Below are 26,094 nucleotides of genomic sequence, written 5' to 3' on the forward strand. Positions count from 1 at the left end.
CTTGTGCCGTGAATTACCAGCCTTGACGCGTCGGGCCAACTTGTATACTCAACTCATGAAATTGCCCCTGCACCAACAGCTTCGGGACGAATTCCGCCACCGGATCGAGACCGGGGAATGGGCGGAAGGGACGCCTGTCCCCTCCGAGGCGCAGCTGTGCCGGGAGTTCGGCGCCTCCCGCGGCCCGGTCCGCCAGGCGCTGGCAGCCCTGCGCGCCGAACAGGTGATTACGGGTGGCCGCGGCAAGCCGCCCGTGGTGCGCGCCGCCGTCGCCTCCCAATCGGTGGAGACCTTCATGTCCTTCACGGAATGGGCGGAATCCATCGGCAAGGAGCCGGGGCAGCGAACAGTTGAAATCGCCCGCCGCGAGGCCGGGCCCCTGGTGGCCGAACAGCTGCTGGTCAGCGCCGGGGAACCCGTCGTGTCCCTGCTGCGGCTGCGCTCGCTGGACGGTGAGCCCGCGATGGTGGAGCGCTCGCATTTTGTGCCGGAGGCCGGCAATCCGCTGTTCGACTTTGACACCAGCTCCGGCTCCACCTTCCGGTTCCTGCTGTCCGTGGGGGTGGATCTGCACAGTGCCCGGCACATCATTGACGCCGTTGCGGCGGATGCCGTTGACGCCTCGCTGCTGGGCATCCCGGAAGGCTCGCCGCTGCTGCGGGAACGCCGCGTGACGTTCTCCACGGAAGGGACGCCGCTGGAATTCGCTGACGACCGCTACCGCCCCGAGCTGGCCAACTTCATGGTCCACAACACCCTTCACGGGCGTGCGCCGGTGGCGCGCGTCCAAAGCACCCGGCCGCCGGCACCCGCCGCCGGCCAGCCTTCCGCAGGAGAAAACCCATGATTGAACTTGCCGCCCTTGACATGGCCGGGACCACCATTGACGACTACGGCATGGTCTACACGGCCCTGCAACAGGCGGTGGAGGAGACCGGCGCGCCCGTTGCCTCGGCCTCCCTGCAGCTGTGGATGGGCGCGGACAAGGTCTCCGCCATCACGGCCCTGATGGAACTGGGCGGCCAGGAGCCGGCCCCGGACCGCGTGGCGGCGGCGTTTGGGCGTTTCCGCACCATCCTCGACGACGGCTACCGGGCCAAGCCCCCCGTGGCCCTGCCCGGCGTGCCGGAGGCCATCGCCACCCTGCGCGAACGGGGCATCAAGGTGGCCCTGACCACGGGATTTGACGACGGCGTGGCCCGCCCGCTGCTTGACATGCTCGGCTGGAGCGTGGGCCCCGGGGCGGAATGCACGGTTGACGCCCTGGTCACCACGTCCGACGTGGCCGCCGGCAGGCCGGCCCCGTACATGATCCACCGGGCCATGGAACGCACCGGCGTTGTGTCGGTGGCCGCAGTGCTGGCGGCCGGGGACACCGCCGTCGACGTCCAGGCGGGGCGCAACGCGGGGGCTGTCTCGGTGGGCGTGCTGACGGGGAAGCTCACCCGGGAGCTGTTGGCGGGGCTGCCCTGCGACCATGTGCTGGACAGTGTGGCAGACATCCCGGGGCTGGCCGAAACGCAGCGGTAGCCCGCCCCCCAGGCGCCCAGTCTAAAATCTAATGCGACTAGGTTTTGGGGCGCCCGGGTGAATAGACTGGCACCATGCCTCCCTCCCCAACCCTGCGGGGCCGGGCAGGACGTGGCCGGGCGCCATGGGCGGTTGCTGGACGCCCTTCCGGACATCGCTGCGCGCAGACCTGCCGGCGGAGGTCATGGCCCGGCTGGTGGTGGCCGTGTCTGACGGGCTGCAGAAGTTCGCCGCCGCCCCATCCACCACCAAACTCTGAGGATCCGCGCCACCATGAACACCCAGACAGTCCGCCGCGCAGCAATGGCCACCTTTGCCGTCTTTGCCATCAACGGCTTTGTGTTTGCCAGCTGGGCTGCGCGCATTCCGGCCGTCACTCGCATCCTGGAGCTGACGTCGGGCGAGATGGGCCTGCTGCTGCTGAGCATCGCCGCCGGGTCCGTCATCGCCCTGCCGCTGGCCGGCACGGTGGTGGCGCGCAAGGGGACGGCAACCAGCATCCGCCTGGGCGGCTTTACCGCTGCCCTGGGCGGGCTGGTGGTGGCCACGGCGCTGGGCCTGGTCTCCGTCCCCCTGACCGCTGCGGGGCTTTTCCTCTTCGGCGTGGGCATCGGCCTGTGGGACGTGTCGCAGAACATTGAGGGCGCCGACGTCGAACGCCACCTGGGCAGAACCATCATGCCCCAATTCCATGCGGGTTTCAGCGGGGGAGCCTTTGTCGGGGCCTTGGTCGGTGCGGGCCTGTCCAGCATCCACGTGGGCCTGCCCGCGCACCTGTTCGCCATCGTGGCCCTGGTCAGCGTGGCCATGGTGTTTGTGCCAAGCCACTTCCTGCCAAGCACGACGCCGGCCCCCGCCGGGGCGGTCATGTCACCCGAGGTGCCAGGAGGGAAGGCCCCGGCCCGCGGACGCACCGCATGGGCCGAGAGCCGCACCCTGCTGGTGGGGCTGGTGGTCCTGGGCGCGGCCCTGACCGAAGGCGCCGCCAATGACTGGATTGCTAAGGCCACGGTGGACGGGCTGGGCGCCACGGAGTCCGAGGGCGCCATCATGTTTGCCGTGTTTGTGGCGTCCATGACGGCGTTCAGGTTCTTTGGCGGAAAGTTCATTGACAACTACGGCCGGGTTCCTGTGCTCTACGGGAGCCTGGGGGCCGCACTGGTGGGCCTTGTCCTGTTCGTTGTGGCACCGAACGTGTGGCTGGCCGGGCTCGGCGCAGTATTGTGGGGCGCCGGGGCGGCCCTGGGCTTCCCCATGGGCATGTCCGCCGCAGCCGACGACCCTGCCCGCGCGGCGGCCCGCGTTTCAGTGGTGTCAACGATCGGCTACGTGGCGTTCCTGGCAGGCCCGCCGCTGCTGGGTTTCCTGGGCGACCACTTCACCGTGCGCTGGGCGTTGTTGGCCATCGGCGTGGCCATTATTGCCTCCATCCTCACGGCCCCGGCCGCCAAGCCGCTTCCCCAGCCGGTGTCCGGAGGGGCCGCCCCGCGGACCGGATCGCCCGCACCCGAACAGGCCGAAAGGGGCTAGCGGTACTGGGCGGTTGGAACGTCAGCCAATCGGTGCCGGCAACGAATGCCGCTCCAGGCATTTATCCCGCACAGCCGCCCACAGCAGAAGCGTAAGCCCTGCGCCCAGCAGTGCGCCGGCCGCGGTGTCGGAGATCCAGTGGGCGCCCAGGTAGGTGCGGCTGTACATCATGGCCACGCTGAGGATGGCGCCGCTGAGCCACATCCACAGCCGCCCGATGACGATGGCTGTGCACACCATGGCTGCCACCGTGGCACTCACATGCCCGGACGGGTATGAACCGGAATCCACGTGCACCAGCCGGTCCAGTGGCCGCGGCCGGCCCACCAGGAATTTCAGCAGGTGGGTTGCCGCCAGGGCCGCGAGATTGGCCGCGGCGGTGAACATGGCCAGGCGCCAGTGCCGGCGCAGCAGCACCAGGAACAGGGCCGCCGCATAGATGACCATGCCGGCGTTGCCCACAAAGTCCAGGACCCTGTTGGCCGAGGTGAGCCACGGTGTCCGGGACGCCAGCATCACCTGGTTCCAGCCGGCGTCGAGCGCCTGAAAGGGCGGCACGCTGTGCGTGGACCACACCAGCACGGCGCCGGCCAGCAGCACGGCCAGGGCGGGAATGGACACGGCCCACAGCACGCGGGAGGGCAGTTGGCGGGGATTCAGGGGTGCGGCCACCGGTCCATCCTAGGACCCGCCGCGGCCCATCCGGCACCGCGCCGGGACCGGCTCCGCCGGCCGCCCGTTTTGCCCCGTTCTGCCGCCCATCATCCAAAGGGACGACCCTGAACGGACCCTGATTCATCCCTGAGATCGAAGAAAAGCCGCTACCCGGTGCGTACGGTTGTTAACAAGCCTAGAAACAAGGGGATGTCCACATGATTGAGGCAGTAAACCTCACCAAGCACTATGGTGCCAAGACCGCGGTGGCGGGTGTCACGTTCACGGTCAAGCCCGGGATGGTGACCGGTTTTCTGGGGCCCAACGGCGCCGGCAAGTCCACCACCATGCGCATGATCGTGGGGCTGGACAAGCCCACGGCGGGTTCCGTCACGGTCAACGGCAAGCCGTACGTCAAGCACCATGACCCGCTCCACCAGGTCGGTGCGCTGCTGGACGCCAAGGCGGTGCATACCTCCCGCAGCGCCTACAACCACCTGCTGGCCATGGCCGCCACGCACGGCATTCCCACCAGCCGGGTCAACGAGGTCATCGACATGACCGGGCTGGCCGCCGTCGCCAAGAAGAAGGCAGGCGGCTTCTCCCTCGGCATGGGCCAGCGCCTGGGCATTGCCTCGGCACTGCTGGGCGACCCCCAAACGCTGATCCTGGACGAGCCCGTCAACGGCCTGGACCCGGAAGGCGTGCTGTGGGTGCGCAACCTGGCCAAGCACCTGGCGGCGCAGGGCAAAACGGTGTTCCTGTCCTCGCACCTCATGAGTGAGATGGCGCAGACCGCGGACCACCTGATCGTGATCGGCCGCGGGCGGATCATCGCGGACGCACCCATCGCCGAGATTCTGGCCGGCAACCAGCAGGCCAAGGTCAGGGTCCGCACCGCCGACGTCACCCATCTGGGCCAGCTGCTCAGCGGCAGCGGGGTGCAGGTGGAGTGCAACGAAAACGAGACCCTGGAAGTTTCCGGCCTCGACTCCCGCCAGATCGCCAAGATTGCCCTGGACAACCATGTCCTTGTCTACGAACTGACCCCGCTGTCCACCTCGCTGGAAGAGGCGTACTTCGACCTGACAAAGGATTCGGTGGAGTACCACTCGCAAGAACTCGATGACGCCGCCGCGCCGGCCCCCGCCCTGGAAGGGACACTGAAGTGATGAGTACGACGACGATCCCCTCGCCTTCCGCCGCTGCCGGCGGCACGGGGCTGACCTTCAGCGGCGTGCTGCGCAGCGAATGGATCAAGTTCCGGTCCCTGCGCTCCACCCAGCTGCTGCTGCTCTTCACCTTTGTGGCCATGGTGGGCGTGGGCACTTTCGCAGCTTGGGCGCGTGGAAAAGCCGTCGAAAGGTTCATGGAATTAGGGCCCGCGGCGGTCAATGGCCCCGGCGTCAGTCCCTCCGGCTCACCGAAGCTGACCATTGACCAGGCCATTGCGGCAGCCAATGCAAACGGGTTGAACATTTACGGCACCCCCATCGCCGGCATCCAAATGGGTGTGCTGATTCTCGGCGCCTTGGCTGTTTTGCTGATCTCCTCCGAGTTCGGCACCGGCATGATCCGCTCCACCATGACGGCGGTGCCCAAGCGCCTGCCCACGTTCTTCGCCAAGGCCATTGTGCTGGTGGTGGTTTCCTACGTGCTGACACTTGTTTCCGCGTTCGTCACGTTCCTGATTTCCATCCCGATCATGAGCTCCGCTGGAATCACCATGTCCTTGGGCATGGACGGCGTCCTGTCCAGCATCCTCTTGGGCGGAGTCTACGTTGCCGGCGTCGCCCTCGTTGGGCTTTCTCTGGGCACGCTCATCCGCAGCTCCGCGGGCGGAATCGTGGTCCTCGTCGGACTGTTCTTCCTTTTGCAGATCGCCACCCAGCTGCTGGGACTGGTGCCCGGCGACTTCTGGAAATACGTGGGCCAGTACGTGCCCAGCGTGGCCGGCGGGCGCATGTTGGAAATCGGGGACAAGGCGGCGTTCATCAGCCCCCTCTCGGGAGGACTGATCTTCCTGGGTTGGATTGTGCTGGTGACGGTCCCGGCAGTCATCTCCCTCAAGAACCGCGACGTATAGGAATGTCCGGTGCCCGGCCTGGCGGCCGGGCTTCTAGACTCACCCTTATGCGCACATCAGACCAGGCGGGGGCGGCGGAACGAACGGCCGCAGCCCCCGCCGAACCCCGTTCCACCTCCGCCACCGCGGCGGCCAGGCAGGCCGATGAATTCTCAGCCCGCCGCCGCGGCGCGGTCCGCCGCTATCTTTACGACCACCCCCGCGTCATGGACGCCCTGGTGGTCCTGGCATATCTGCTGGCAGGTTCCGGCACTTTCCTGAACGGACGCGTCACCAACCTGCCAGCCCACCTGGTGCTGCTTGCCGCCACCAGCACGGTGCTGATGTTCCGCCGGGACAGGCCCCTGGCCGTGCTGGTCATCCTCTCCGTCTTTGAAATCATCAACATCAACGTGGTGCCCTCGTCCAACAACATCGGTGCCAGCCTGTGGTTTGCGCTCTACGCCGTGGCAGTGGCCTACCGGGGCATTTTCAGTTTCGCCATCGCAGCCGCCGCATCCGTGCCGCTAGTTGTCTATACGCTGTTCTTTTACCAGTTCCCCGTCGAATTCCTCCGCCCGGACGGTCCCACAGCCCTGGAGAGCAATGTCATTACAGTCATTGTCATGCTTCTGGCCAATGTCATCGCCACGGGCATCGGCGCCTCGGTGCGCCGGGGGCGGGAGCATGAGGCCGAGCTGCGCCAATGGGCCGTCCGCAACGCCCAGCTGGCCTCCGTGGCCGAGCGGAACCGGATTGCACGGGAAATGCATGACGTCGTGGCGCACTCGCTGACCGTGATGGTGGCACTCTCCGACGGCGCCGCCGTCGTGGTCAAGCGCGACCCGGAGCAGGCGGGGGAGGTGCTGGGCCAGCTGTCCCAGACCGGCCGGACCGCGCTGGCCGACATGCGACGGGTGCTGGGCGTGCTGCGCGAGGACGCAGGCGGAGGGCAGCGGACCCCGCAGCCTGACCATGCCGATTTGGGCGCGCTGCTGGAGGGCTTCCGGCAGGCCGGCCTGCCGCTGGCCGTGACCCAGTCGGGGCCGCTGCTTCCCGGCGACCCGGCGCTGCAACTCACCGTTTACCGGATCGTGCAAGAGTCGCTCACCAATGTGCTGCGCTACGGCACGGCAGTTTCACGCGTGCGGGTGCTCATCGAGAACCAGCCCGACGGCGGCGTGCTGCGGGTGGTGGTCAGCGACGACGGCCACGGCTCCCTGGACGCTTCGATGGGCACGGGGCAGGGCATTGTTGGCATGCGCGAACGTGCCGGCATCTTCTCCGGAACGGTCGACGCCGGGCCCTCCCCCCAGGGCGGCTGGACCGTCACCGCCACGCTGCGGCCCAATCAGAACAGGAATTAGCCACCATGGAGAACACCTTGACGCAGGCGCCCATCTCAATCCTTTTGGTAGACGACCAGCCGCTGCTGCGCATGGGCTTCCGGCTCATCCTTGAAGGCGAGGACGACCTTGCCGTGGTTGGCGAGGCCTCCAACGGCATTGAGGCACTGGCCGCCGTGGAGCGGCTGGACCCCGACGTGGTGCTCATGGATGTCCGCATGCCCCTCATGGACGGGATCGAGGCCACCGGCAAGATCAGTGCCTCCGCCTCCGGCGCACGCGTCATCATCCTCACCACCTTTGACCTGGACGAATACGCGTTTGCCGGGCTGCAGGCAGGCGCCTCCGCATTCCTCCTCAAGGACGTGGCGCCCACGGAACTGGTCAACGCCGTGCGCCTGGTGGCCAGCGGGGACGCCGTCGTGGCCCCTCGCGTCACCCAGCGCCTGCTGGAAAACTTTGTGCGCTCACAGCCCACGCCTCCCACGCACCCCCGCGACCCGCTGCTGGAGGAGCTGACGCCGCGCGAGCTGGAAGTGGCGCTGGCCATTGCCCAAGGCCTGTCCAATGCCGAGATTGCCCACCAGCTGTTCCTGTCCGAGGCCACAGTCAAGACGCACGTGCGCCGGATCCTGACGAAGCTCCACCTGAGGGACCGTGTGCAGGTGGTGGTGTACGCCTACGAGACAGGGCTTGTCACGCCCAGCAATCCCGACTACTAACACCGTGGACGCTTCGTGGTTGAATCGAACCATGACTTCCGTTGAGCACATCCTGGACCTGCGCGACTTCATCGCCGCGTCGCCGTCGAGCTTTCACGCCGCCCATGAGGCGGGCCGCAGGCTGGAGGAGGCGGGCTTCACCCAGCTCGAGGAATCTGCCGAATGGCCCGCCGGGGGCCGGCACTTTGTGATCCGCGACGGCGCCATCATTGCCTGGGTGGTGCCCGAGGGCGCGTCCGCCACCACTGGCTTCAACATTCTCGGCGCCCACACCGACTCGCCGTCCTTCAAGCTCAAGCCAAAGCCCACCACGGGCCGATTCGGCTGGCTGCAGGCGGGCGTGGAAGTTTATGGCGGCCCGCTGCTGAATTCCTGGCTGGACCGGGAACTGCAATTTGCCGGCCGCCTGGTGGACCGGGACGGCACGCAGACCCTGGTGGCCACCGGTCCGCTGCTGCGCTTCCCCCAGCTGGCCATCCACTTGGACCGGGGCGTGAATGACGGCCTGAAGCTGGACAAGCAGCAGCACATGAACCCCGTCTGGGGCCAGGGGCATCCCGGCAAGGAGGACCTGCTGGGCCTGCTGGCGCGGCACGCGGGAGTGGATGCGGCCAGCATTGGCGGCTACGACATCCTCGTGGCAGACACCCAGCCCGGCCAGGTGTTCGGTGCCAACCAGGAGTTCTTCGCCGCCGGGCGCATGGACAACCTCACCTCCGTCCACGCCGGACTGGCGGCATTGATCAACGCCGCCGCCACCGAATCCACCGCGGACACCGTGATCCCCGTCCTGGCCGCCTTTGACCACGAGGAAATCGGCTCCGGCTCCCGCTCCGGCGCGTGCGGCCCCATCCTGGAGGACATCCTGGTCCGCATCTCCGACGGACTGGGCGCCTCCGTGAGCGAGAGGCGTCGCGCCTTTGCCAGTTCCTTCTGTGTCTCAGCTGATGCCGGGCACGCCGTCCACCCCAACTATTCCGAGCGCCACGACCCGGCCAACCTGCCCGTATTGGGCGGCGGCCCGCTGCTGAAGATCAACGCGAACCAGCGCTACGCCACGGATGCCACGGGGGCGGCCATCTGGGCGAATCTGTGCCGCACCACGGGCGCGCCGTACCAGGAGTTCGTGTCCAACAACGACGTGCCGTGCGGCTCCACGATCGGCCCGCTGACGGCCACGCGGCTCGGCATCCGCACGGTGGACGTGGGCACGCCACTGCTCTCCATGCACTCCGCCCGCGAACTGTGCGGCGTGGACGATCCCTTCCACCTGTCGCGCATCACGGAGACGTTCTTCCGAACTGCCGTGTAGACGCCTACTGGGTCAGGCTGACCACCAGGTTGATGGTGGTGGCCAGGATTCCGGTGCCAAACACGAAGGCGAGCAGGCTGTGGCGGAATGCGGCGGAGCGCATTTCACGCGTGGTGATGTTGGTGTCGGAGACCTGGTACGTCATGCCGAGGCTGAATGACATGTAGGCAAAGTCGGTGTACTGCGGCAGTTCCTCCTGGTTGAAGCCGATGCCGCCAGGCTCCCCCGCGTAGTAAATCTCCGCATACCGCAGCGTGAACAGGGTGTGGACCATGAGCCAGGACATGGCCGTGCACGTCAAGGCGAGCAGGGCCAGCAGCAGCCTGCCGGTGCCCGCCACGTCCTTGCTGCCCACCATGACCAGCACGACGGCGGCCAGCGAGCCCAGTGCGGCCAGCAGGATCAGCAGATCCGAGGTGTTCCGGCCGGGGTCCTCCTCCTGGGCATGCGTCGCCGTGCGGACGTTGTCCATCGGGGCGATGGTCAGCCACACCCAAAGGTTGTACACCAGCGCCGCAACGCCCCAGCCCACGGCCGGGGCGTAGAACCAGGCGCCAAAGACGACGGTGACCGCGGCGGCGGCAAGCCCGGCCAGGAGCATGACCGTCAGGCGCCGCCTGCGGTGCCGGGTGCGGGTGGTTTCCATGGCTTGATCATGCCATGGACGCTTCGTTCAGGCGCGGTGCTTTGGGGCGGATGGCATTATGGCGGGGTCAGCAGGTGCTGCAATGCCGCCAAATACCTCCTTGGAGAATGCCTCGATGAACTCCGGGCAGCAATGTGCCACGCCCGTGCCCATGGCCTGGGTTTCGGTGGTCCGGAGCTCGCCAGCCCACTCGTACAGGTCGCCGACCAGTTTTCGGTGGATGGCTTGTAGGTGTGGAAAATCGAAGCTGCCGCGACGGCGTGCGGCTCAACTCTGAGAGCCCAATATTGACCAAGTTTTGCTCGGTCAAGTCGAGCACGACTTGGTCTTTGATGCCCAGACGGTTGATGAGTGTTTCCGTGCCCGGGTACGTCTACTTGTCGGGCATGACCGCTAGATCCTGGCGCGAAGGGCTTCTTCGATAACCTGGTGCCTCGCCTCGTCGGCGTCTCCGAACTCCATGGCTGACTGAACTTCGGCCTCCGTGAGCCCGCTCTTGTTTTTCAGAGTCGACATGTAGAACTCCTTTGGGTCTTGAACGGGCTTCCAAGATGGCGCCGCCGCACCTTCCATTCTACCGGGCGGGGTCGGCAGCGGGCCGGGACCGAGGCAATCCTGTGCACAACTCCACCACAGCGTGTGGTGAGGCTTACCCACAGGGGTGACTGGCCGGCGTCGTCCGTCCTGTAAGATGGATAAGTCTGTGCTGGCACCGGGCCCACTGTAATGGTGTGGCCGAGCGCCCGGCAGGCACCGCAAATGAACCTCCTGTTACGGAAAGACCGTAACCGCCCAGCCCAAAGGAGGTGGGTTCACATATGCGTCCTTACGAATTGATGGTAATCATCGACCCCGATGTTGATGAGCGTACCGTTGAGCCGTCGCTTCAGAAGTTCCTCAATGTCATCACCACCGATGGTGGAACCATCGAAAAGGTTGACATCTGGGGCCGTCGTCGCCTGGCTTACGACATCCAGAAGAAGTCCGAAGGTATTTACGCCGTGGTGAACTTCACTGCTGCCCCCCATACCGCTCAGGAACTTGACCGCGTGCTTGGCCTCAACGAGACCATCCTGCGCACCAAGATCACCCGTCCGGAAGAGCAGAAGATCGTCGCCGAGTAATTTCGGCTGACCACTTTTTACTTTTTCACCCGTAGGAAAACACTCAAGCAGGAAGCAGGGGCAGATGGCAGGCGAAACCACTATCACGGTCATTGGTAATCTCACCAGTGACCCGGAACTTCGGTTTACACCGAGCGGTTCAGCAGTAGCGAACTTCACCATTGCGTCCACTCCGCGGACTTTTGACCGCCAAAGCAATGAGTGGAAGGACGGCGAAACGCTGTTCCTCCGCGCATCGATCTGGCGTGAAGCGGCCGAGAACGTTGCGGAGTCCCTGACCAAGGGAACCCGCGTCATTGTCTCCGGCCGGCTGAAGTCGCGCACCTACGACACCAAAGAAGGCGAAAAGCGCACCGTCATGGAGCTTGAGGTCGACGAGATCGGCCCCTCGCTTCGCTACGCCAATGCCAAGGTCAACCGCACCCAGCGCTCCGGCGGACAGGGTGGCGGCTTTGGCGGAGGCCAGGGCGGCAACGCCGGCGGGGGCCAAGGCGGCTTCGGCGGCAATTCCGGCGGAGGAAACTTCGGCGGCAATGGCGGCCAGCAACAGCAGCAGTCCGCACCGGCATCCGACCCCTGGGCCACGCCCGGTGGATCCACCGGCGGCTGGGGCGCGGGCCCGGACAACTCCGAGCCCCCCTTCTAAAAACCGTTTTTACCAAAGTGCGGCAACCGCCGCACGCTCACCATCCCGCGGATTAATATCCACGGGCTCCACGAATATTAAGGAGCTCCACGATGGCTAAGGCTGAACTCCGTAAGCCCAAACCAAAGTCCAATCCCTTGAAGGCCGCTGACGTCACCGTCATCGACTACAAGGACGTAGCATTGCTGCGCAAGTTCATCTCTGACCGCGGAAAGATCCGTGCGCGCCGCGTCACGGGTGTCACCGTCCAGGAGCAGCGCAAGATCGCCCAGGCAATCAAGAACGCCCGCGAAGTTGCACTGCTGCCCTACTCCGGCGCTGGCCGAGGCTAAGGGAGATAAACAAACATGGCAAAGATCATTTTGACCCACGAAGTATCCGGTCTCGGCACCTCGGGTGACGTCGTCGAGGTGAAGAACGGTTACGCACGTAACTACCTTCTGCCCCGCGGCTTCGCCCTCCCCTGGTCCAAGGGAGGCGAGAAGCAGGTTGAGTCCATCAAGGCTGCCCGCGCCGCCCACGAGCACGCTTCCGTTGAAGCTGCCCAGGCCCAGGCTGCTGCCCTGGCCGCCAAGCCGGTCACGCTGACCGTCAAGGCCGGCGAGGCCGGACGCCTGTTCGGCACCGTCAAGACCGACGATGTTGCAAAGGCTGTTGCCGCTGCAGGTCTCGGCAACGTTGACAAGCGCAAGATCGAACTGCCCACCCACATCAAGTCGGTTGGCAAGTACACGGCAAACGTGCGCCTTTACGAAGACGTCACCGCTGTGATCACCCTGGACGTTGTTGCAGGCTAATACCCGCAACCGCTCCACGAAAGGCCCGGCCCCCGTTCGCGGGGTGCCGGGCCATTTGATTTATTTGTCCTTCTGGGACTGCAACGACTGGACGTCCGCGGTGGTCATGTATCCGTAGGCGGCCCTGATGAGCTCCCGCAGCACCCCTTCGTTGATGTCGGCAAGCTTGTTGAGATAGATGCAGCCCGCGCCGCGCTTGAAGGTGCCGAGCCGGTCCAGGAGCTGTTCGGCTCCGGGCGGGTACGTCAGGCCGTAAATCACCAGTTTCGCCTTTCTCGGTGAAAATCCGACGGCGGCCGCGTCGCCTTCGCGGCCGGACGCGTACTTGTAGTGGTAGCTGCCAAAGCCGACGATGCTGGGCCCCCACATGACGGCCGGCTCCCCGGTTTCCTGCCCCATGATGTCCAGCAGCGCGCGGGCGTCCGCGCGGCGGACTGCGGAGGTGTCCACGGCGTCGATGAACTGGGCTGCGTCGGCCGCCGTCGGCTGGGTCTTGTTGGTGCTCTTCCCGGTACTGTCCCTGGGTGCCATGATGGGCCGCCTCCTTGCGTCTGGCTGGGGTTTGACCCAGCCTAACGTGCCGCCGGGGCCGGACCCGGGCGGCCCGTGCATGCCCCCTGGTGCATACGCGCAGGTGGGGGCGCTTTTTAGCGGCCGTGGATGATTCACATGCTGGGCATATGTCTGTGGATATCGTTGCCGTATCCCTGTTTTGGAAGCTTGTCAACATCCAAGTTGTGGATGAGGCTTGGCCGGAAATTTATGTTTCTCCACAGGTGGTGGACACTGTTTGCGCAGGTCAGGCGCCCATTATGACTAGTTGGTGATCATTATCCACAAAGTTGTCCCCATCCTGTGCACAAGCGATGGCACTTAATGCACAAGTTATCCACAGGGTGGGTGGATGGCTGGGTTGGCAGTTGTCCACAGAGCGTCTAACGTTGCAGGGGATCACCTCCCCGAACAGCGATAATTGTTGTATGGCCGGCAGGCCGGGAGGGATCATTCCCGACAACCATCAAGCATCAATGTTTGCCGGGCCAGCAGGAAAGAAAGTGGGCGCAGGATCATGTCAGCTCCAGCAATGGACAACGTCTCAACGTCCCGGGAGCCGGACTTTGCCCGGACGCCCCCGCAGGACCTCGTGGCGGAACAGAGCGTCCTGGGCGGAATGATGCTCTCCAAGGATGCCATCGCCGACGTGGTGGAAGTTCTGCGCGGCAATGACTTCTACCGCCCCTCCCACGAAAGCATCTACGAGGCCATCCTTGACCTCTATGGCCGCGGCGAACCGGCAGACGCCGTTACGGTGGCCGACGAACTGACCAAGCGCGGTGAAATCGCGAAAATGGGCGGGGCCGCCTATCTGCACCAGTTGATCCAGTCGGTCCCGACCGCCGCCAACGCCGGCTTTTATGCGGAGATTGTCGCCGAGCGGGCGGTGCTGCGCCGCCTGGTGACCGCCGGCACCAAGATTGTCCAGATGGGCTATGCCCAGGACGGCGAAGTGGAAGACGTGGTCAACGCCGCGCAGGCGGAGATTTTCAAGGTCGCCGAACGGCGTACTACGGAGGACTACGTGATCCTCAAGGACGTCATGGAATCCACCGTGGATGAGATTGAGGCGTCCGGCCACAAGGGCGAGGGCATGACCGGCGTGCCCACCGGCTTTTACGAATTTGATGAACTGACCAACGGCCTGCACCCCGGCCAGATGATTGTCATCGCGGCCAGGCCGGCCGTCGGGAAGGCGCTGGCCCTGGACACGCCACTGCCCACGCCTGCCGGCTGGACCACCATGGGCGAGGTCAAGGTTGGCGACACGGTCCTGGCCGCCGATGGAACTCCCACGGTGGTGGTTGCCGCCACCGAAGTCATGCTTGGTCGGCCGTGCTTTGAAGTGACTTTCGACGACGGCAGCATCCTGGTTGCCGATGCCGAGCACCAGTGGCTCACCGACACGCGGGCGTCAAGGAAATCGGCCCAGGGGGCAGCGCATCCCCGCATCTTTCCGCAGGTGCGCACCACCGCGCAGATCGCCGAAACTGTTCGGTGCGAAACTGCTGACCAGCGCTTGAATCACTCAATCCGGAATGCACAAGCGCTGGACCTGCCCCCCGCAGATCTGCCCATCGGGCCCTACACGCTAGGGGCCTGGCTCGGTGACGGGGCATCCGCCGCAGCGCGGGTTACCAACGCCGACCAAGAAGTGTTCATGCGGATCTCCGCTGAAGGCTATGAGCTGGACAATCTGGACCATGGTTCATTGCAGGCCTTGTTGCGCTCCAACTCATTGTTGGGCAACAAGCACATTCCGGACATGTATCTCCGGGCGGCTGTCGCCCAGCGACGGGACCTCTTGGCGGGCCTGTTGGACACCGACGGAACCGTGACCAACAGTGGCTGCGTTCAATTCGCAGTAACGAGTCTGCGTCTGGCCAAAGATGTGCGCGAGCTTGCGCACAGCCTGGGCTACCGCACCGGTTGGTCGGAGAAGCGTGTCAACGGACGCACCGAAGAATCCTCCACCTGCTACACCATCACCTTCGCCACCGACGATGTTGTTTTTGGACTAACGCGCAAGCAGTTGCTGCACAAGGAACGCGATGCACGGGCCACGCCAAAACGGAGCCAACGCTTCATCACTTCAGTCCGCGCGGTTGAGTCCGTGCCGGTGAAGTGCATCCAAATTGCCCACAGCACTCACTTGTACCTGGCAGGGCGCTCCTTCATCCCGACCCACAACTCCACGTTCGCCCTTGACTGGGCGCGTTCAGCGGCCATCACCCACAACATGGCGACCGTAGTGTTCTCCCTTGAAATGGGCCGCAACGAGCTGGCCATGCGACTGCTCTCCGCCGAGGCAACCATCAACCTGCAGGACCTGCGCAAGGGAACTGTCAAGGACGACCAGTGGTCCAAGATCGCCACGACCATGGGCAAGATGAACGATGCCCCGCTGTTCATCGACGATTCCCCCAACATGTCGCTGATGGAAATCCGGGCCAAGTGCCGCCGCCTGAAGCAGCAGCATGACCTCAAGCTGGTGATCCTGGACTACCTCCAGCTGATGTCCTCCGGGAAGCGTGTGGAATCTCGCCAGCAGGAGGTCTCGGAGTTCTCCCGTGCCCTGAAGCTGCTGGCCAAGGAGTTGCAGGTGCCGGTGGTGGCGCTGTCCCAGCTCAACCGTGGTTCCGAGCAGCGCACGGACAAGAAACCCATGGTTTCTGACCTTCGTGAATCGGGTTGCCTCACTGCCGACACCCGCATCATGCGTTCCGACACAGGCGCAGAAACCACCATGGGTGAGCTGTTCTCAACTGACGCAAGGGATGTCCCCGTTTGGTCGTTGGGCGACAACCTGCGCTATGTTGAGCGGCACTTGACGCATGTCTTCCCCACAGGCAGCAGACCAGTCTTCAAGCTGACGTTGGCGTCCGGCCGGACCATCCGCGCAACGGCGAACCACCCGTTCTTCACCTACGAAGGTTGGCGCCCGCTGGGCGAGTTGGCCTCCGGTGACCGGCTCGGCATCCCGCGCCATGTCAATGGACCATCTGCCCGGACTGAGTGGGACGACCGTCAAGTCGTCATGCTCGCACACCTACTGGGCGATGGATCTTTTGTCCGCAAACAGCCGATTCGGTATGCGACAAAGGATGAACAAAACATTAAGGCCGTCACTGACGCGGCCGGTTACTTTGGGATAACCGCCAAACGCGATGACTACGCGGTGGCTCGCTGCACCACGCTCAGACTCCCGGCGCCCTTTCCCTTGGCGCGAGGCAAAAGGAACCCGATTGCCGCATGGCTCGATGGCCTGGGGCTTTTTGGCCTGAGAAGTCACGAGAAGTTCGTCCCCGAAGCCGTTTTTGCTCTCCCTAAGATTCAAATAGCGAAGTTTCTTAGTCACTTGTGGGCCACAGACGGCTCAGTCACGGTCAACAAAGCTGGTCATGGGGGGCGCATTTACTATGCGTCCACCTCGCGCCGGTTGGTTGACGACGTTGCGGGCTTGCTACTCCGCTTTGGCATAACCGGCAGAATTCGGCAGGCGAGCGCCAAGGGACACTACCGCCCTGGCTACACTGTGGATGTCTCAGGTGCCGATGACCAACGGCGCTTCCTTCAGGAAATTGGCGTTCATGGCGAACGCTCGGCATCGGCAGAAAGACTACTCGGCATTGTCAAGAACATCAGCGCCAACACAAATGTAGACACCCTTCCGATTCAGGTCTGGGACAAAGTGCGCGACATTTTGTCGGAGAGTGAGCTGACGCACCGGGAATTTCAGGGCGCACTCGGAACCCACTACTGTGGCTCTGCACTGTTCAAGTCCGCACCGTCGCGACAACGCCTGGGACGAGTAGCTGAAGTTCTGGACAGCGCGGAGCTGGAAGTTGAAGCTGTCAATGATCTGTTTTGGGACAGCATCGTCGCCATTGATCCGGACGGGGAGGAAGAAGTTTTCGACGCAACCGTCATTGGCAACCACAACTTCATCGCCAACGGCATCGCCGTCCACAACTCGATCGAGCAGGATGCCGACATGGTCATCCTGCTCCACCGCGAGGACATCTACGACAAGGAGTCGGCGCGGGCTGGCGAGGCAGACGTCATCGTGGCCAAGCACCGCAACGGCCCCACGAAGACCATCGTGGTGGGCTTTCAGGGCCACTATTCACGGTTTGCCAACATGGCGAACGACGGCGGCGGCGGGTATTAGCGGGCCCGTCCCGTTGAGACCCGTCCCCGGCCCGGCGGCGGCCCGCAGCCGGGCCTCGATCCGCTGCCCGGCGTAGCAGCCCCCCAAAATCAAGGCTGCCCCGCACGCCCCCGGCCAGCCCAGCGCCTCCCCGGCAAGCAGCACCCCGGCGGCGACGGCCCACACGGGTTCCGTGCCCATCAGCAGGCTGGCCCGGGAGGCCGACGTCCGCCGGACTGCCCACAGCTGGACCAGGAAGGCGAACACGCTCGCACCCAAGCCCAGGTACAGCACGCCCAGCCATCCGGAAACCCCAAAGGCGGAGGCCGCGCGGACCATGCCGGGCGGGTCCAAGGCAATCCCCGCCACGGCGCACACCACGGACTGGATCAGCGTGATGGTCACGGAACTGTAGGGCCTGCCCCTGGTCAGCGTGCCCAGCAGCGTCACGTGGAACGCACGGACGGCGGCAGCGGCCAGCATCAACACATCTCCCGGATTCGGGGCGCGGAAACCGTTGCCTGACACTAGCAGCGCCACGCCAACAATGCAGACCACGGCTGCCACAAAGTATCCCCGCGGCAGCCACCGCCTGGAGGCTGCGGCCTCCAGCAGGGGAGTAAAGATCACCGTCAGGCTGATGATCAGCCCGGCATTGGACGCCCTGGTCTGGGCCACGCCATACGTTTCCAGGAACAACACGGCAGCCTGCGTGCCGCCGAGCACCACTGCCGTCAACACCTCCGCACGGCCCGGCCGGCGGCGGACCCGCCAGGCCCACAGCACGGCAAGCGCCGCCGACGCCACCAGAAAGCGCCACCCCAGCACGGCCGGCACGGACGCCACCATCGTCAGGTCCTTGGCGGCCAGGTAGCTTCCGCCCCACACTGCGGCCACAGCCAGCAGCGCCACATCGGTGCCGCGTCCCGGCCGGAATCGTTCGCCGCGCTTGCCGCCCGTGGGCCCGCCAATAGTCATCACTGTTCAATCGTCACGGACAAAAGCACTAAGAACCAGATGATGTTTGCCGGGTAATGCATTAGTTTGGACTTATGGAACTGGGTCAATTGCGCGCACTCCGCGAAGTCCAGGCGAGGGGAAGCATTGCCGCGGCCGCGCTGGCACTGAACGTCACGCCGTCGTCCGTGTCCCAGCAGCTGGCGGCACTGCAGCGCAAGGCGGGCACGGCCCTGACCTACAAGGCCGGCCGGCGGACCGCCCTGACCCCGGCGGGGCTGGCCCTGTGCCGCGCCACGGTGGACGTGGAGGTGGCGCTGGCCCGTGCGGATGCCGCCGTGGCCGCCTTCAGGGACAGCCCCTCCGAACCGGTCAGCGTGGCCGCCTTTCACAGTGCCGGGCTGGCGTTTTTTGGTCCGCTGGCCCAAGCGCTGGCGGGCGACGGCGGCCCCCGCCTCAGCTTTGCCGACCAGGACGTGGCGCAACAGGACTTTGCCGCCCTCACGGCCGACTACGACGTGGTGGTGGCCCACAGGCTGCTCAACAGCCCGGCCTGGCCAGGCACCGTGGCGGTGGTCCCGCTTGCCTTTGAGCCCCTGGACGTGGCGGTGGGCGCCACGCACCGCCTGGCCGGACGCAGTTCGCTCCGCCCTTCGGAACTGCGCGGGGAGCGCTGGATTTCGGTCCACCACGGCTTCGCCCTCGAAGGCGCCATTGAAATGATCGGCACGCTGGCCGGCCAGGAAGTCACCGTGGCCCACCGGATCAACGAGTTCTTCGTTGCGGCCTCCGTGGTGGAAGGCGGCGGCTGCATCTCGCTGATGCCCCGCTTCACCGTTAATCGGAAACAGTTCCCCCACCTGGTGCTCATTCCCTTGGCGGAGCCCAGGCTGGGGCGCCGCATCGACATCCTGGCCCGGCCCGAGGCCCTCGAGCGGGCCGGGGTGCGCCAGGTGGTGGCGGCCCTGCAGGCCGTCATGGCGGAACTGGTGGAGGCCGGCCGCGGACCCGGGCCGATACTGTTGGACCATGCCTAAACCAAGCCGTCCCGGGACTGCACCGCCGTCCGGCGGGCGGCCCGCGAGGACGCCCGCGGCCCGCCCCTCCGCTTCGCAGCCGCGGCAGATCCTCCAGCTTGCCGTGCCTGCCTTCGGGGCACTCATTGCCGAACCGCTGTTCCTGCTCGCCGATTCGGCCATCGTGGGGCACCTGGGCGTGGCGGAACTGGCGGGAGTGGGCCTGGCTGCCACGGTGTTCCAGACCGTAGTGGGGCTCATGGTGTTCCTGGCCTACTCGACCACTCCGGCCGTGGCCCGGCTGCTGGGGGCCGGGCGCCGTGCCGACGCGCTCGCGGTGGGCCGCGACGGGCTGTGGCTGGCCCTGGGACTGGGCGTGGTGCTGGCGGGGGCCGGCGCCTTCCTGGCAGGGCCGCTGCTTTCCGCCATGGGCGCGCACGGTGCCGTGCTGGGGTTCGCCAACGACTACCTGCTGGTCAGCCTGGCGGGAATTCCGGCCATGCTGCTGGTGCTGGCGGCCATGGGAGTCCTGCGCGGACTCCAGGACACCCGGACGCCGCTGCTGGTGGCCGGGATCGGCTTCGCCGTGAACATCGCCCTGAACTTCACCCTGGTGTACGTGCTGCACATGTCGGTGGCCGGCGCAGCGCTCGGCACCGTGCTGGCCCAGTGGGGCATGGCCGCCATCTACCTGGTGATAGTGGTCCGCGCTGCGCGGGCGGACGCAGTGGGCCTGCGACCGGACTGGGCGGGCATTCGAACGGTTTCCCGCGTGGGCAGCTGGCTCATGGTCCGCACACTCTCACTGCGCCTCGCCATCCTGGCCACTGTGCTGGTGGCCACCGCCCAGGGCCCGCAAAACCTGGCCGCCCACCAGCTGGCCATGACACTGTTTTCATTCCTGGCCTTTGCCCTGGACGCCCTGGCCATCGCCGCGCAGGCGCTCATCGGCAAGGAACTGGGCGCCGGGCGCATTGCCGCCGTGCGCACGCTGACGGCCACCATGACCCGCTGGGGCCTGGGCTTTGGCGTCATCACGGGGCTGGCCCTGTGGGCATCCTCCGGCGGGGTGGGCTGGCTTTTCACGAACGACGCCGGCGTGCACAGGACGCTGGCCGCCGCCCTGCTGGTCATGGCGATTGGGCAGCCCGTGGCGGGCTACGTGTTTGTCCTGGACGGCGTGCTGATCGGTGCGGGGGACGCGCGCTACCTGGCCCTGGCCGGGCTGGTCAACCTGGCGGTGTACCTGCCTCTGCTGTTCTGGGTCAGTGCGGCCGGCCTGGGCAGCGGGCCCGCAGCCATGGCCTGGCTGTGGGCGGCCTTCAGCCTGGGCTACATGGCCGCCAGGGCGCTGACCCTGGGGCTGCGCGCCCGCACGGACCGCTGGATGCGCGTGGGCATCCCGGACTGAGGCGTTCCGGCCCGGGGCGTTCCGGCCCGGGGCCTTCCGGCCCGGGGGACCGCTGGCTTGTATTGTGCCGGCGCTGTGGCCCGCCCCGCTAGACTTGACGGGTGAATGATACAGCTGTGCCCCAGAACCTCAATGCCGCCGTGACCGGCACCCCCGCCTCCGCCCTGTGGCAGCCGGTCATGTTGCGCTCCATGGCCACCCTGCTTTTTGGCATTGTCACGGTCTTCTTTGGGGCACCGGACACCCTGGGTCTCTGCCTGAACTTTGGCTGGTATTTCCTGGTCCTGGCCGCACTGCATTATTGGTTTGTGCGCCGCCTGGCCCTGCCGCGTGCCGACGCCCGGCGGTTGGCGCTCCTGGGTGCCGCAGGGCTCCTGGCGGTGGCCGGCGTCGTGATTTTCATTGCCATCAACACGGCGCTGGCGGCGTGGCTGGGGGCAGCGGCCCTGGCCGTCATGGGCGGCGCGGAACTGTTTGCCGCACTCCACAACCCGTCCGGGAAGGCGGGGAAGTCCCCGCTGCGCAGCGACTGGCTGATCTCCGGCGTGCTGGGGCTGGGCACCGGGCTGCTGCTGCCCTTCTTTGCCGCTGCCGGGCCGCATGCCCTGCTGGGCGTTGCCGGCGGCGGGGCGCTGATGACTGGCGCCCTGTGGCTGCTGTCAGCGCTCACCATGCGCCATGATGCCCGGAAGCCAAAAGGAAAGTAAACTGGATGCAGTGTTCTACTTTATGTAGAACGCGTGCTGCGCAGACCGTGTGCGTGCAACGGCGCGATGAGCCGGCGACAACCAATATGAAGGACCAAACTGTGGGCAATGTAGAGCCGCAAGATTCGAAGTCGGGAAACTCCATCAGGTTCCCGCTCAGCTTTTCCTTTGCCATGGGCGCAGTGGCCGGCGTGGTGACCCTGGTGGTCTCGGCCGGCGGCCTCAAGCACGGCCTGCGGTGGGACCTGGGGGCCATCGCTTTTGGCATCGCCTTCATCGCCTCAGTGCTGATTTCCTCGCTGCTCGTCATGGGCCACAAGGAAAATCCGGCCTACCTCAGCGAGGGCTCCGGCGTAAACCGCAAGTCCTCCGACCGCCTGGCTGCCGCCCGCGCCAAGTCGGAGGAGGCCGCGAAGGCTGCCGCTGCCGACAACGAGGCTGGGACCGGCAAGAACGACGACGGCGGCCCCTCCGCACGCTGATGCCGGCACCGGAGCTGGGCCTGCTTCTGCTGAAAGCAGCACGACACTAGGCGCGCAGGGCCGCCAGGCTGGCAGAAATGCGTTCAAATACAGCCTCATCTACTTTTACCCCGGCGCGTTTGAGCGCCAGGACGGCCGCTCCCGCCATGCCGTCGGCGACCAGGATTGGCACCACCAGGTTTTGGGCCCCCTCCTGCCGGCTGGCCCCTTGTTGTCTCGTCCCTTGCTGAATGGTCCCGCTCAGCCGTGAGACCACGGCACCCGCAACGGAGCCGCCCCTGGTGAGGACGCTGCCGCCGAAGACTAAGGGGCCATCCACGGCACCGTCCAGCACGGCCGTCAGGGTCCCGGCCAGTGCGGCAGCTGCCCGATCGGTGATGTCCCGGGCAACGGCGTCGTCCCCGGCGTCAAATACCATCGGTGCGAAGCGTGAGAGTTCAATGGGGGCCAGCGCATAGATTTTGGCGATCAGCTGCTGTTGCGCCCGGATCCGGCCGTTGGTGCGCTCCTGGGTGCCGCCGGAAATGCCCAGCTCCGCCAGCACTGGTTCCAAGAGTGCCGTGGGCTTCCCGCGCCCGTCCAGGGCGGCGGCAACGGCGCGCAACACCTCCCGGCCCAGCCAAAATCCCGCCCCGCTGTCGCCCAGGAGCCAGCCCGTGCCGTCTGCCACCGCGGCCAGCCTGCTGTCGCTTATTCGCGCCGCCACGGCGCCGGTGCCGGCTATCAGGGCGTATCCATTGTCCTGACATGTTCCGGAGTAAAACGTAGCCAATAAATCAGATTCGATCACTACATTTCCGCTGAGGCCAAGCCCGGCAAAGCGTTCGCGGAACGGTTCGGTGGCCAGTTCCAAGGAAGCCCCGGCCATTCCGATGGTGACGGAGCTGAAGGGTTGCGGGGTGCCCCCAAGGGCCCCCGACGATGCCTGCAACAGGGCCTCCATGGCATCGTCAAATCCCCGAGAAACCGGGTTTCCGCCGCCGGAAACGCCGTACCCGAGACACTGCCCGGAGCCGGTCAAAAACACGGCCCGCGTGGACGTTCCGCCGGCGTCGATTGCCAGGTAATTACGCATCGTTACCATTCTGTGTCTTCACTGTGACTTGACTTACACTGCTGATGATAATAGTTTTCAGTTATCGCTTACAAAAAAGAAATGGATTTTCACATGACGTCGACTTTGCCAACTCCAGCAGTGGTGAGCGCTGCCGGCGTCGTGAACCGCATTCAGGCCAAACTACCTGACATGCCGGCGGCGATGGCCAAGATTGGTGCGTTTCTTCTGGAGCACCCCCAGGCGCCGCTGGAACTGTCCATCATGGACCTGGCCCATGAGACCAAGACCTCCCCGGCCACCGTCACCCGCTTTTGCCGGCTGTTGGGATATGCCGGATACGTGCCCTTCCGCGTCAGCATTGCCTCCGAGATGGGCCGCGGTGACGCCCGGGAATCGTGGAAGGCCGACATTGGCCGCGCGTTTGGCCCGGACGACTCGGCGCGGGACGTTCTGAGCACCCTGGTCAATGCGCACACCCGTTCGCTGGAGGAAACCGCGGCCGTGATGGACCTGGCGCTGATGGACAAGATTGCCCGGCGGATAGCCATGAGCGCACATGTGGACATCTACGGCATCGGCGGCAGTGCCGTCATGGCCAAGGAACTTCAGTCGCGCCTCTACCGCATTGGCATCAACGCCCACCACTGGTCCGAAGTCCATGCCGGGCTGACCAGCGCCGCCATTCAGGACACCAACTCCGTGGCCATTGGGATTTCCAACACCGGGCGCACGGAGGAGACCATCCAGATGCTCCGCGCCGCGGGGGAAGCCGGTGCGCTGACGGTGGCGCTGAGCAACAACCCGGGCTCGCCGCTGGCCGAAAGTGCCGATTCCTCCATCATTACCTCGGTCCATGAGCAGTTCCTGCAGCCTGATGACCTCTCCGCCAAGCATGTCCAGCTGCTGGTGATCGACCTGATCTACCTGCTGGTGGCGCAAATCAATTTCGCCCAAACCACGTCCAAGCTTGCCGCTTCGGCCATGGCCGTTTCCCCGCATCGGCGTCCCACCCGGGCGGCGCGGATGGAACTGGGCGGCCATCGCGGGAGCCACGCCGGTGGAAAGGCGCGGAACCATGTCTGATTACACAACGGCTTTTAGCCTGGAAGTTTCTTCCCGACTGGACGCCCTGACGCAGTGGGCGCAGGACGGTGGCCTGGATGAGGCTGCGGCAGCCCTGGCCGACGCCGTCGCGGCCGGCGGGGTCATCCAAGCCTTTGGCACCGGACATTCCGAGGCCTTTGCCATGGAGATCGCCGGCCGGGCGGGCGGACTGATCCCCACGAGCAAGATTGCCCTGCGCGACCTGGTGCTGCATGGCTCGCGCGGCGTCGACGCACTGGATTCGCTGGAGGGTTCGGTCCTGGAGCGGGAGAACGGCGTGGCGCAGGAACTTTACGAGGTGTCGCTGGTGGATCCTCGGGACATCTTTGTCATTGCCTCGAATTCCGGCGTCAACGGGGCAATTGTTGGCCTGGCGCTGTTGGCCAAGGAGCGCGGCCACAAGGTGATCGCAGTCACCAGCCTGGAACATACCGCCGCGGTTGAGGCAAAACACCCAAGTGGGATGCGTCTCAGTGAAATTGCGGATATTGTTATGGATAACAAAGCTCCTTATGGCGATACAACCCTTGAAGTTTCCGACGGCATGGGCGTAGGCGCTGTCTCATCGATCACGGGTGCGTACATTGCGCAGCTGCTGACCATGGGGACCGTCCAATGCCTCATCCGTGCGGGGAAGAAACCGCCCGTCTACATTTCGTCAAACATTCCGGGCGGGGACGAACACAACAACGTACTGGTTGGCCGCTATGTTGGCCGTCTCAGGCGGGAAGCATGATGCGCAGCATTGCCTGTACACCTCGTACAAAGTAGTACCGAATCAGCGTTCGTACCATCAATGGAAGGCAGTACATAAAAATGACTATCCAGAATAAGCAGCTGCAGCGCCGCGGTTTCCTCCGCGGAGCCCTGGCCACGGCCGTGCTCTTGCCTCTCGGTGGGGCCCTCGCTTCCTGCGCCGGTGGCGGTGGCGGTGGCGGCGCCACCACGGCAGCCGGCGGTGCCGTCTCGGCAACCAACCCGTTTGGTGTTGCCGCCACTGGCGCCCTTGACGCCGTCATTTTCAAGGGCGGCTACGGGATTGACTACGTTGACTTCGCCGGCGCCATCCTGAAGAAGAACTACCCCGGCATCGACGTGAAGATCAGCCCTTCCACGGACATCGCCCAGGAGATGCAGCCTCGCTTCGTCGGCGGCACGCCCCCGGACCTGATCGACAACTCGGGTGCCAAGTCCATTGGCTTCAGCACCATCCTGGACCAGCTGGAGGACCTCAAGTCCGTCACCGAGGCGAACAACCTCGAGGGCACCAAGATTGCCGACACCCTCTACGGCGGCGTGCTTGCGCCAGGGACGTTCAACGGCAAGGTTGCGGCCATCAACTACGTGCTGACGGTCTACGCCCTGTGGTACTCCAAGTCCCTCTTCGACGCCAACGGCTGGAAGGTCCCCACCACCTGGGACGAGGCCCTGGCACTCGGGGCCGCTGCCAAGGCCAAGGGGAAGTACCTGTTCCTCTGGGGCAAGGAAGCCGCCACCTACTACCAGACCATGGCCATTGAATCGGCCATCAAGGAAGGCGGCGACGAGGTCCGCCTGGCACTGGAGAACCTCAAGCCCGGCTGCTGGTCCCTGCCCGCAATCCAGAGCGTCTTTGGCGCCCTGGAAAAGATCGTCAAGGCCGGTTACATCAAGCCCGGCGGTTCCGGAACCCAGTTCACGGCCGCCCAGGCCCAGTGGTCCAACAACCAGGACGCCCTGCTTTACCCGTCGGGATCCTGGATTGAAAACGAAATGAAGGACCAGACGAAGGCCGACTTCAAGATGACCGGCACCCCCGTGCCCGTTGTGTCGTCCAGCCCGAAGATCCCGCAGACGGGCATCCGCTCCGCAGCCGGCGAGCCGTTCATTGTCCCGTCCAAGGGCAAGAATGTGGCCGCGGGCAAGGAATTGCTGCGCATCATGCTTTCCAAGGATTCGGCCGTCAACTTCGCCAAGACAAAGCTGGCGCCGACCGTGGTGAAGGGAACCGTCCCGGCAGACGGCTTCGGCTCCACGGCGCTGGTGTCCCAGACCACCATGCTGGACAACGCCAAGACGAACATCTTCACCTGGAACTTCGTTGACCTGTACGGCATGAACCCCGACCAGCTGGTGCCGTGGAACTCCTTCCTGGACGGCAAGCTCGACGCCGCCGGGCTCACCAAGGCGCTGCAGGACATTACCGACAAGGTTGCCAATGACAGCTCGGTTACAAAGATTGAAGTGAAGTGACTCAAGTAACAAGCCACGTGCAGTCGGGGCGCGGCGGTCCCCCCGCGGGCC

27 protein-coding genes are annotated in these 26,094 nt (G+C 65.3%); 21 read left to right on the forward strand and 6 right to left on the reverse strand.

Annotated elements, in window-relative coordinates:
- The first annotated feature begins 55 nt into the window (after positions 1-55).
- The 4 genes from G6N77_RS15735 (at position 56) to G6N77_RS15745 (ending at position 3,060) form a co-directional block, all read left to right on the forward strand.
- Entirely contained in the window at positions 56-847 is a 792-nt protein-coding gene (locus G6N77_RS15735) for a GntR family transcriptional regulator (protein ID WP_165183118.1), read from the forward strand.
- Positions 844-1,530, forward strand: coding sequence for a phosphonatase-like hydrolase (locus G6N77_RS15740; protein WP_165183119.1), 687 nt, complete (start codon positions 844-846; stop codon positions 1,528-1,530). The genes G6N77_RS15735 and G6N77_RS15740 overlap by 4 nt, the downstream gene beginning before the upstream one ends.
- A gap of 124 nt (positions 1,531-1,654) precedes the next feature.
- A complete protein-coding gene (locus G6N77_RS20185) occupies positions 1,655-1,789 on the forward strand; it encodes a hypothetical protein (protein ID WP_276609820.1) in 135 nt (44 codons plus the stop codon).
- A 14-nt stretch (positions 1,790-1,803) separates the two neighbouring features.
- The gene (locus G6N77_RS15745; RefSeq protein WP_165183120.1) at positions 1,804-3,060 is read left to right on the forward strand and encodes an MFS transporter; all 1,257 of its coding nucleotides are present in this window, start codon (positions 1,804-1,806) and stop codon (positions 3,058-3,060) included.
- 21 nt (positions 3,061-3,081) lie between these two features.
- On the opposite strand, the gene G6N77_RS20370 is transcribed toward G6N77_RS15745, so the two are convergent.
- Positions 3,082-3,732 (reverse strand): phosphatase PAP2 family protein, encoded by a 651-nt coding sequence (locus G6N77_RS20370; protein WP_165183121.1) that lies wholly within the window; start codon positions 3,730-3,732, stop codon positions 3,082-3,084.
- Between the two features lie 200 nt (positions 3,733-3,932).
- On the opposite strand from G6N77_RS20370, the gene G6N77_RS15755 reads away from it, so the two are divergent.
- Genes G6N77_RS15755 through G6N77_RS15775 form a run of 5 tightly spaced genes read left to right on the forward strand, consistent with a single transcriptional unit; the run spans position 3,933 to position 9,159 of the window.
- The gene (locus tag G6N77_RS15755) at positions 3,933-4,886 is read left to right on the forward strand and encodes an ABC transporter ATP-binding protein (RefSeq protein WP_165183122.1); all 954 of its coding nucleotides are present in this window, start codon (positions 3,933-3,935) and stop codon (positions 4,884-4,886) included.
- Positions 4,886-5,800, forward strand: a complete 915-nt coding sequence (locus G6N77_RS15760; protein ID WP_165183123.1) for an ABC-2 transporter permease — start codon at positions 4,886-4,888, stop codon at positions 5,798-5,800. Before G6N77_RS15755 ends, G6N77_RS15760 begins: the two co-directional genes overlap by 1 nt.
- Before the next feature lie 47 nt (positions 5,801-5,847).
- A complete protein-coding gene (locus G6N77_RS15765) occupies positions 5,848-7,146 on the forward strand; it encodes a sensor histidine kinase (protein WP_240902291.1) in 1,299 nt (432 codons plus the stop codon).
- A gap of 5 nt (positions 7,147-7,151) precedes the next feature.
- Positions 7,152-7,847 carry a response regulator gene (locus G6N77_RS15770; RefSeq protein ID WP_165183124.1) on the forward strand — a complete coding sequence of 232 codons (696 nt, stop codon included), beginning with the start codon at positions 7,152-7,154 and terminating at the stop codon, positions 7,845-7,847.
- A gap of 31 nt (positions 7,848-7,878) precedes the next feature.
- On the forward strand, positions 7,879-9,159 hold the full coding sequence (locus tag G6N77_RS15775; protein ID WP_165183125.1) for a M18 family aminopeptidase: 1,281 nt from the start codon (positions 7,879-7,881) through the stop codon (positions 9,157-9,159).
- A gap of 4 nt (positions 9,160-9,163) precedes the next feature.
- Here the strand turns inward: G6N77_RS15775 and G6N77_RS15780 are convergent, their stop codons facing one another.
- Together G6N77_RS15780 and G6N77_RS20190 are read right to left on the reverse strand one after the other, a co-directional pair.
- The gene (locus G6N77_RS15780; protein ID WP_240902293.1) at positions 9,164-9,805 is read right to left on the reverse strand and encodes a DUF1345 domain-containing protein; all 642 of its coding nucleotides are present in this window, start codon (positions 9,803-9,805) and stop codon (positions 9,164-9,166) included.
- Between the two features lie 393 nt (positions 9,806-10,198).
- Positions 10,199-10,321, reverse strand: a complete 123-nt coding sequence (locus G6N77_RS20190) for a hypothetical protein (RefSeq protein ID WP_262454398.1) — start codon at positions 10,319-10,321, stop codon at positions 10,199-10,201.
- Positions 10,322-10,623: 302 nt separating this feature from the next.
- Between G6N77_RS20190 and rpsF the strand changes: the two genes are divergently transcribed.
- The 4 genes from rpsF (at position 10,624) to rplI (ending at position 12,372) form a co-directional block, all read left to right on the forward strand.
- Positions 10,624-10,929 carry a 30S ribosomal protein S6 gene (rpsF, locus tag G6N77_RS15790; RefSeq protein WP_165183126.1) on the forward strand — a complete coding sequence of 102 codons (306 nt, stop codon included), beginning with the start codon at positions 10,624-10,626 and terminating at the stop codon, positions 10,927-10,929.
- Between the two features lie 64 nt (positions 10,930-10,993).
- The gene (locus G6N77_RS15795) at positions 10,994-11,575 is read left to right on the forward strand and encodes a single-stranded DNA-binding protein (protein WP_165183127.1); all 582 of its coding nucleotides are present in this window, start codon (positions 10,994-10,996) and stop codon (positions 11,573-11,575) included.
- Positions 11,576-11,667: 92 nt separating this feature from the next.
- Complete coding sequence (gene rpsR, locus G6N77_RS15800; protein WP_005273147.1) at positions 11,668-11,907, forward strand: 30S ribosomal protein S18; 240 nt, start codon at positions 11,668-11,670, stop codon at positions 11,905-11,907.
- Between the two features lie 15 nt (positions 11,908-11,922).
- Positions 11,923-12,372, forward strand: coding sequence for a 50S ribosomal protein L9 (gene rplI / locus G6N77_RS15805; RefSeq protein WP_165183128.1), 450 nt, complete (start codon positions 11,923-11,925; stop codon positions 12,370-12,372).
- A 60-nt stretch (positions 12,373-12,432) separates the two neighbouring features.
- Here the strand turns inward: rplI and G6N77_RS15810 are convergent, their stop codons facing one another.
- Complete coding sequence (locus G6N77_RS15810) at positions 12,433-12,903, reverse strand: DUF1801 domain-containing protein (protein ID WP_165183129.1); 471 nt, start codon at positions 12,901-12,903, stop codon at positions 12,433-12,435.
- A 538-nt stretch (positions 12,904-13,441) separates the two neighbouring features.
- Here G6N77_RS15810 and G6N77_RS15815 point away from each other — a divergent pair.
- On the forward strand, positions 13,442-17,098 hold the full coding sequence (locus tag G6N77_RS15815; protein WP_205678335.1) for a replicative DNA helicase: 3,657 nt from the start codon (positions 13,442-13,444) through the stop codon (positions 17,096-17,098).
- Here the strand turns inward: G6N77_RS15815 and G6N77_RS15820 are convergent.
- Complete coding sequence (locus tag G6N77_RS15820; protein WP_240902301.1) at positions 17,054-18,055, reverse strand: DMT family transporter; 1,002 nt, start codon at positions 18,053-18,055, stop codon at positions 17,054-17,056. The genes G6N77_RS15815 and G6N77_RS15820 overlap by 45 nt on opposite strands.
- Positions 18,056-18,129: 74 nt before the next feature.
- Here G6N77_RS15820 and G6N77_RS15825 point away from each other — a divergent pair, with 74 nt between their 5' ends.
- The 4 genes from G6N77_RS15825 to G6N77_RS15840 all read left to right on the forward strand — a co-directional run bounded on the left by G6N77_RS15825 (position 18,130) and on the right by G6N77_RS15840 (position 21,650).
- On the forward strand, positions 18,130-19,071 hold the full coding sequence (locus tag G6N77_RS15825; RefSeq protein WP_165183130.1) for a LysR family transcriptional regulator: 942 nt from the start codon (positions 18,130-18,132) through the stop codon (positions 19,069-19,071).
- Positions 19,064-20,461, forward strand: coding sequence for an MATE family efflux transporter (locus tag G6N77_RS15830; RefSeq protein ID WP_165183131.1), 1,398 nt, complete (start codon positions 19,064-19,066; stop codon positions 20,459-20,461). The genes G6N77_RS15825 and G6N77_RS15830 overlap by 8 nt, the downstream gene beginning before the upstream one ends.
- A gap of 101 nt (positions 20,462-20,562) precedes the next feature.
- A complete protein-coding gene (locus G6N77_RS15835; protein ID WP_165183132.1) occupies positions 20,563-21,168 on the forward strand; it encodes a hypothetical protein in 606 nt (201 codons plus the stop codon).
- A 101-nt stretch (positions 21,169-21,269) separates the two neighbouring features.
- Positions 21,270-21,650, forward strand: coding sequence for a hypothetical protein (locus G6N77_RS15840; protein ID WP_165183133.1), 381 nt, complete (start codon positions 21,270-21,272; stop codon positions 21,648-21,650).
- A 46-nt stretch (positions 21,651-21,696) separates the two neighbouring features.
- On the opposite strand, the gene G6N77_RS15845 is transcribed toward G6N77_RS15840, so the two are convergent.
- Positions 21,697-22,725 carry an N-acetylglucosamine kinase gene (locus G6N77_RS15845; RefSeq protein WP_165183134.1) on the reverse strand — a complete coding sequence of 343 codons (1,029 nt, stop codon included), beginning with the start codon at positions 22,723-22,725 and terminating at the stop codon, positions 21,697-21,699.
- A 93-nt stretch (positions 22,726-22,818) separates the two neighbouring features.
- On the opposite strand from G6N77_RS15845, the gene G6N77_RS15850 reads away from it, so the two are divergent.
- The 3 genes from G6N77_RS15850 to ngcE all read left to right on the forward strand — a co-directional run bounded on the left by G6N77_RS15850 (position 22,819) and on the right by ngcE (position 26,043).
- Complete coding sequence (locus G6N77_RS15850) at positions 22,819-23,790, forward strand: MurR/RpiR family transcriptional regulator (protein WP_165183135.1); 972 nt, start codon at positions 22,819-22,821, stop codon at positions 23,788-23,790.
- Positions 23,783-24,547, forward strand: coding sequence for a sugar isomerase domain-containing protein (locus tag G6N77_RS15855; protein WP_165183136.1), 765 nt, complete (start codon positions 23,783-23,785; stop codon positions 24,545-24,547). The genes G6N77_RS15850 and G6N77_RS15855 overlap by 8 nt, the downstream gene beginning before the upstream one ends.
- Positions 24,548-24,627: 80 nt before the next feature.
- Positions 24,628-26,043: an N-acetylglucosamine/diacetylchitobiose ABC transporter substrate-binding protein gene (gene ngcE / locus G6N77_RS15860; RefSeq protein ID WP_165183137.1), complete on the forward strand. Its 1,416-nt coding sequence runs from the start codon at positions 24,628-24,630 to the stop codon at positions 26,041-26,043.
- The last annotated feature ends 51 nt before the right edge of the window (positions 26,044-26,094 follow it).

The sequence above is a fragment of the Arthrobacter silviterrae genome, from assembly GCF_011045165.1.
Classification (GTDB): domain Bacteria; phylum Actinomycetota; class Actinomycetes; order Actinomycetales; family Micrococcaceae; genus Specibacter; species Specibacter silviterrae.

Coding starts and splice junctions, on each gene's coding strand:
- ngcE (WP_165183137.1), top strand. CDS start 24,628: ATGACTATCCAGAATAAGCAGCTGCAGCGCCGCGGTTTCCTCCGCGGA.
- rpsF (WP_165183126.1), top strand. CDS start 10,624: ATGCGTCCTTACGAATTGATGGTAATCATCGACCCCGATGTTGATGAG.
- rpsR (WP_005273147.1), top strand. CDS start 11,668: ATGGCTAAGGCTGAACTCCGTAAGCCCAAACCAAAGTCCAATCCCTTG.
- G6N77_RS15765 (WP_240902291.1), top strand. CDS start 5,848: ATGCGCACATCAGACCAGGCGGGGGCGGCGGAACGAACGGCCGCAGCC.
- G6N77_RS15815 (WP_205678335.1), top strand. CDS start 13,442: ATGTCAGCTCCAGCAATGGACAACGTCTCAACGTCCCGGGAGCCGGAC.
- G6N77_RS15845 (WP_165183134.1), bottom strand. CDS start 22,725: ATGCGTAATTACCTGGCAATCGACGCCGGCGGAACGTCCACGCGGGCC.
- G6N77_RS15735 (WP_165183118.1), top strand. CDS start 56: ATGAAATTGCCCCTGCACCAACAGCTTCGGGACGAATTCCGCCACCGG.
- G6N77_RS15810 (WP_165183129.1), bottom strand. CDS start 12,903: ATGGCACCCAGGGACAGTACCGGGAAGAGCACCAACAAGACCCAGCCG.
- G6N77_RS15740 (WP_165183119.1), top strand. CDS start 844: ATGATTGAACTTGCCGCCCTTGACATGGCCGGGACCACCATTGACGAC.
- G6N77_RS15760 (WP_165183123.1), top strand. CDS start 4,886: ATGAGTACGACGACGATCCCCTCGCCTTCCGCCGCTGCCGGCGGCACG.
- G6N77_RS15780 (WP_240902293.1), bottom strand. CDS start 9,805: ATGGAAACCACCCGCACCCGGCACCGCAGGCGGCGCCTGACGGTCATG.
- G6N77_RS20185 (WP_276609820.1), top strand. CDS start 1,655: ATGGGCGGTTGCTGGACGCCCTTCCGGACATCGCTGCGCGCAGACCTG.
- G6N77_RS15820 (WP_240902301.1), bottom strand. CDS start 18,055: ATGACTATTGGCGGGCCCACGGGCGGCAAGCGCGGCGAACGATTCCGG.
- G6N77_RS15850 (WP_165183135.1), top strand. CDS start 22,819: ATGACGTCGACTTTGCCAACTCCAGCAGTGGTGAGCGCTGCCGGCGTC.
- G6N77_RS15775 (WP_165183125.1), top strand. CDS start 7,879: ATGACTTCCGTTGAGCACATCCTGGACCTGCGCGACTTCATCGCCGCG.
- G6N77_RS15755 (WP_165183122.1), top strand. CDS start 3,933: ATGATTGAGGCAGTAAACCTCACCAAGCACTATGGTGCCAAGACCGCG.
- G6N77_RS15825 (WP_165183130.1), top strand. CDS start 18,130: ATGGAACTGGGTCAATTGCGCGCACTCCGCGAAGTCCAGGCGAGGGGA.
- rplI (WP_165183128.1), top strand. CDS start 11,923: ATGGCAAAGATCATTTTGACCCACGAAGTATCCGGTCTCGGCACCTCG.
- G6N77_RS20190 (WP_262454398.1), bottom strand. CDS start 10,321: ATGTCGACTCTGAAAAACAAGAGCGGGCTCACGGAGGCCGAAGTTCAG.
- G6N77_RS15795 (WP_165183127.1), top strand. CDS start 10,994: ATGGCAGGCGAAACCACTATCACGGTCATTGGTAATCTCACCAGTGAC.
- G6N77_RS15770 (WP_165183124.1), top strand. CDS start 7,152: ATGGAGAACACCTTGACGCAGGCGCCCATCTCAATCCTTTTGGTAGAC.
- G6N77_RS15855 (WP_165183136.1), top strand. CDS start 23,783: ATGTCTGATTACACAACGGCTTTTAGCCTGGAAGTTTCTTCCCGACTG.
- G6N77_RS15830 (WP_165183131.1), top strand. CDS start 19,064: ATGCCTAAACCAAGCCGTCCCGGGACTGCACCGCCGTCCGGCGGGCGG.
- G6N77_RS15745 (WP_165183120.1), top strand. CDS start 1,804: ATGAACACCCAGACAGTCCGCCGCGCAGCAATGGCCACCTTTGCCGTC.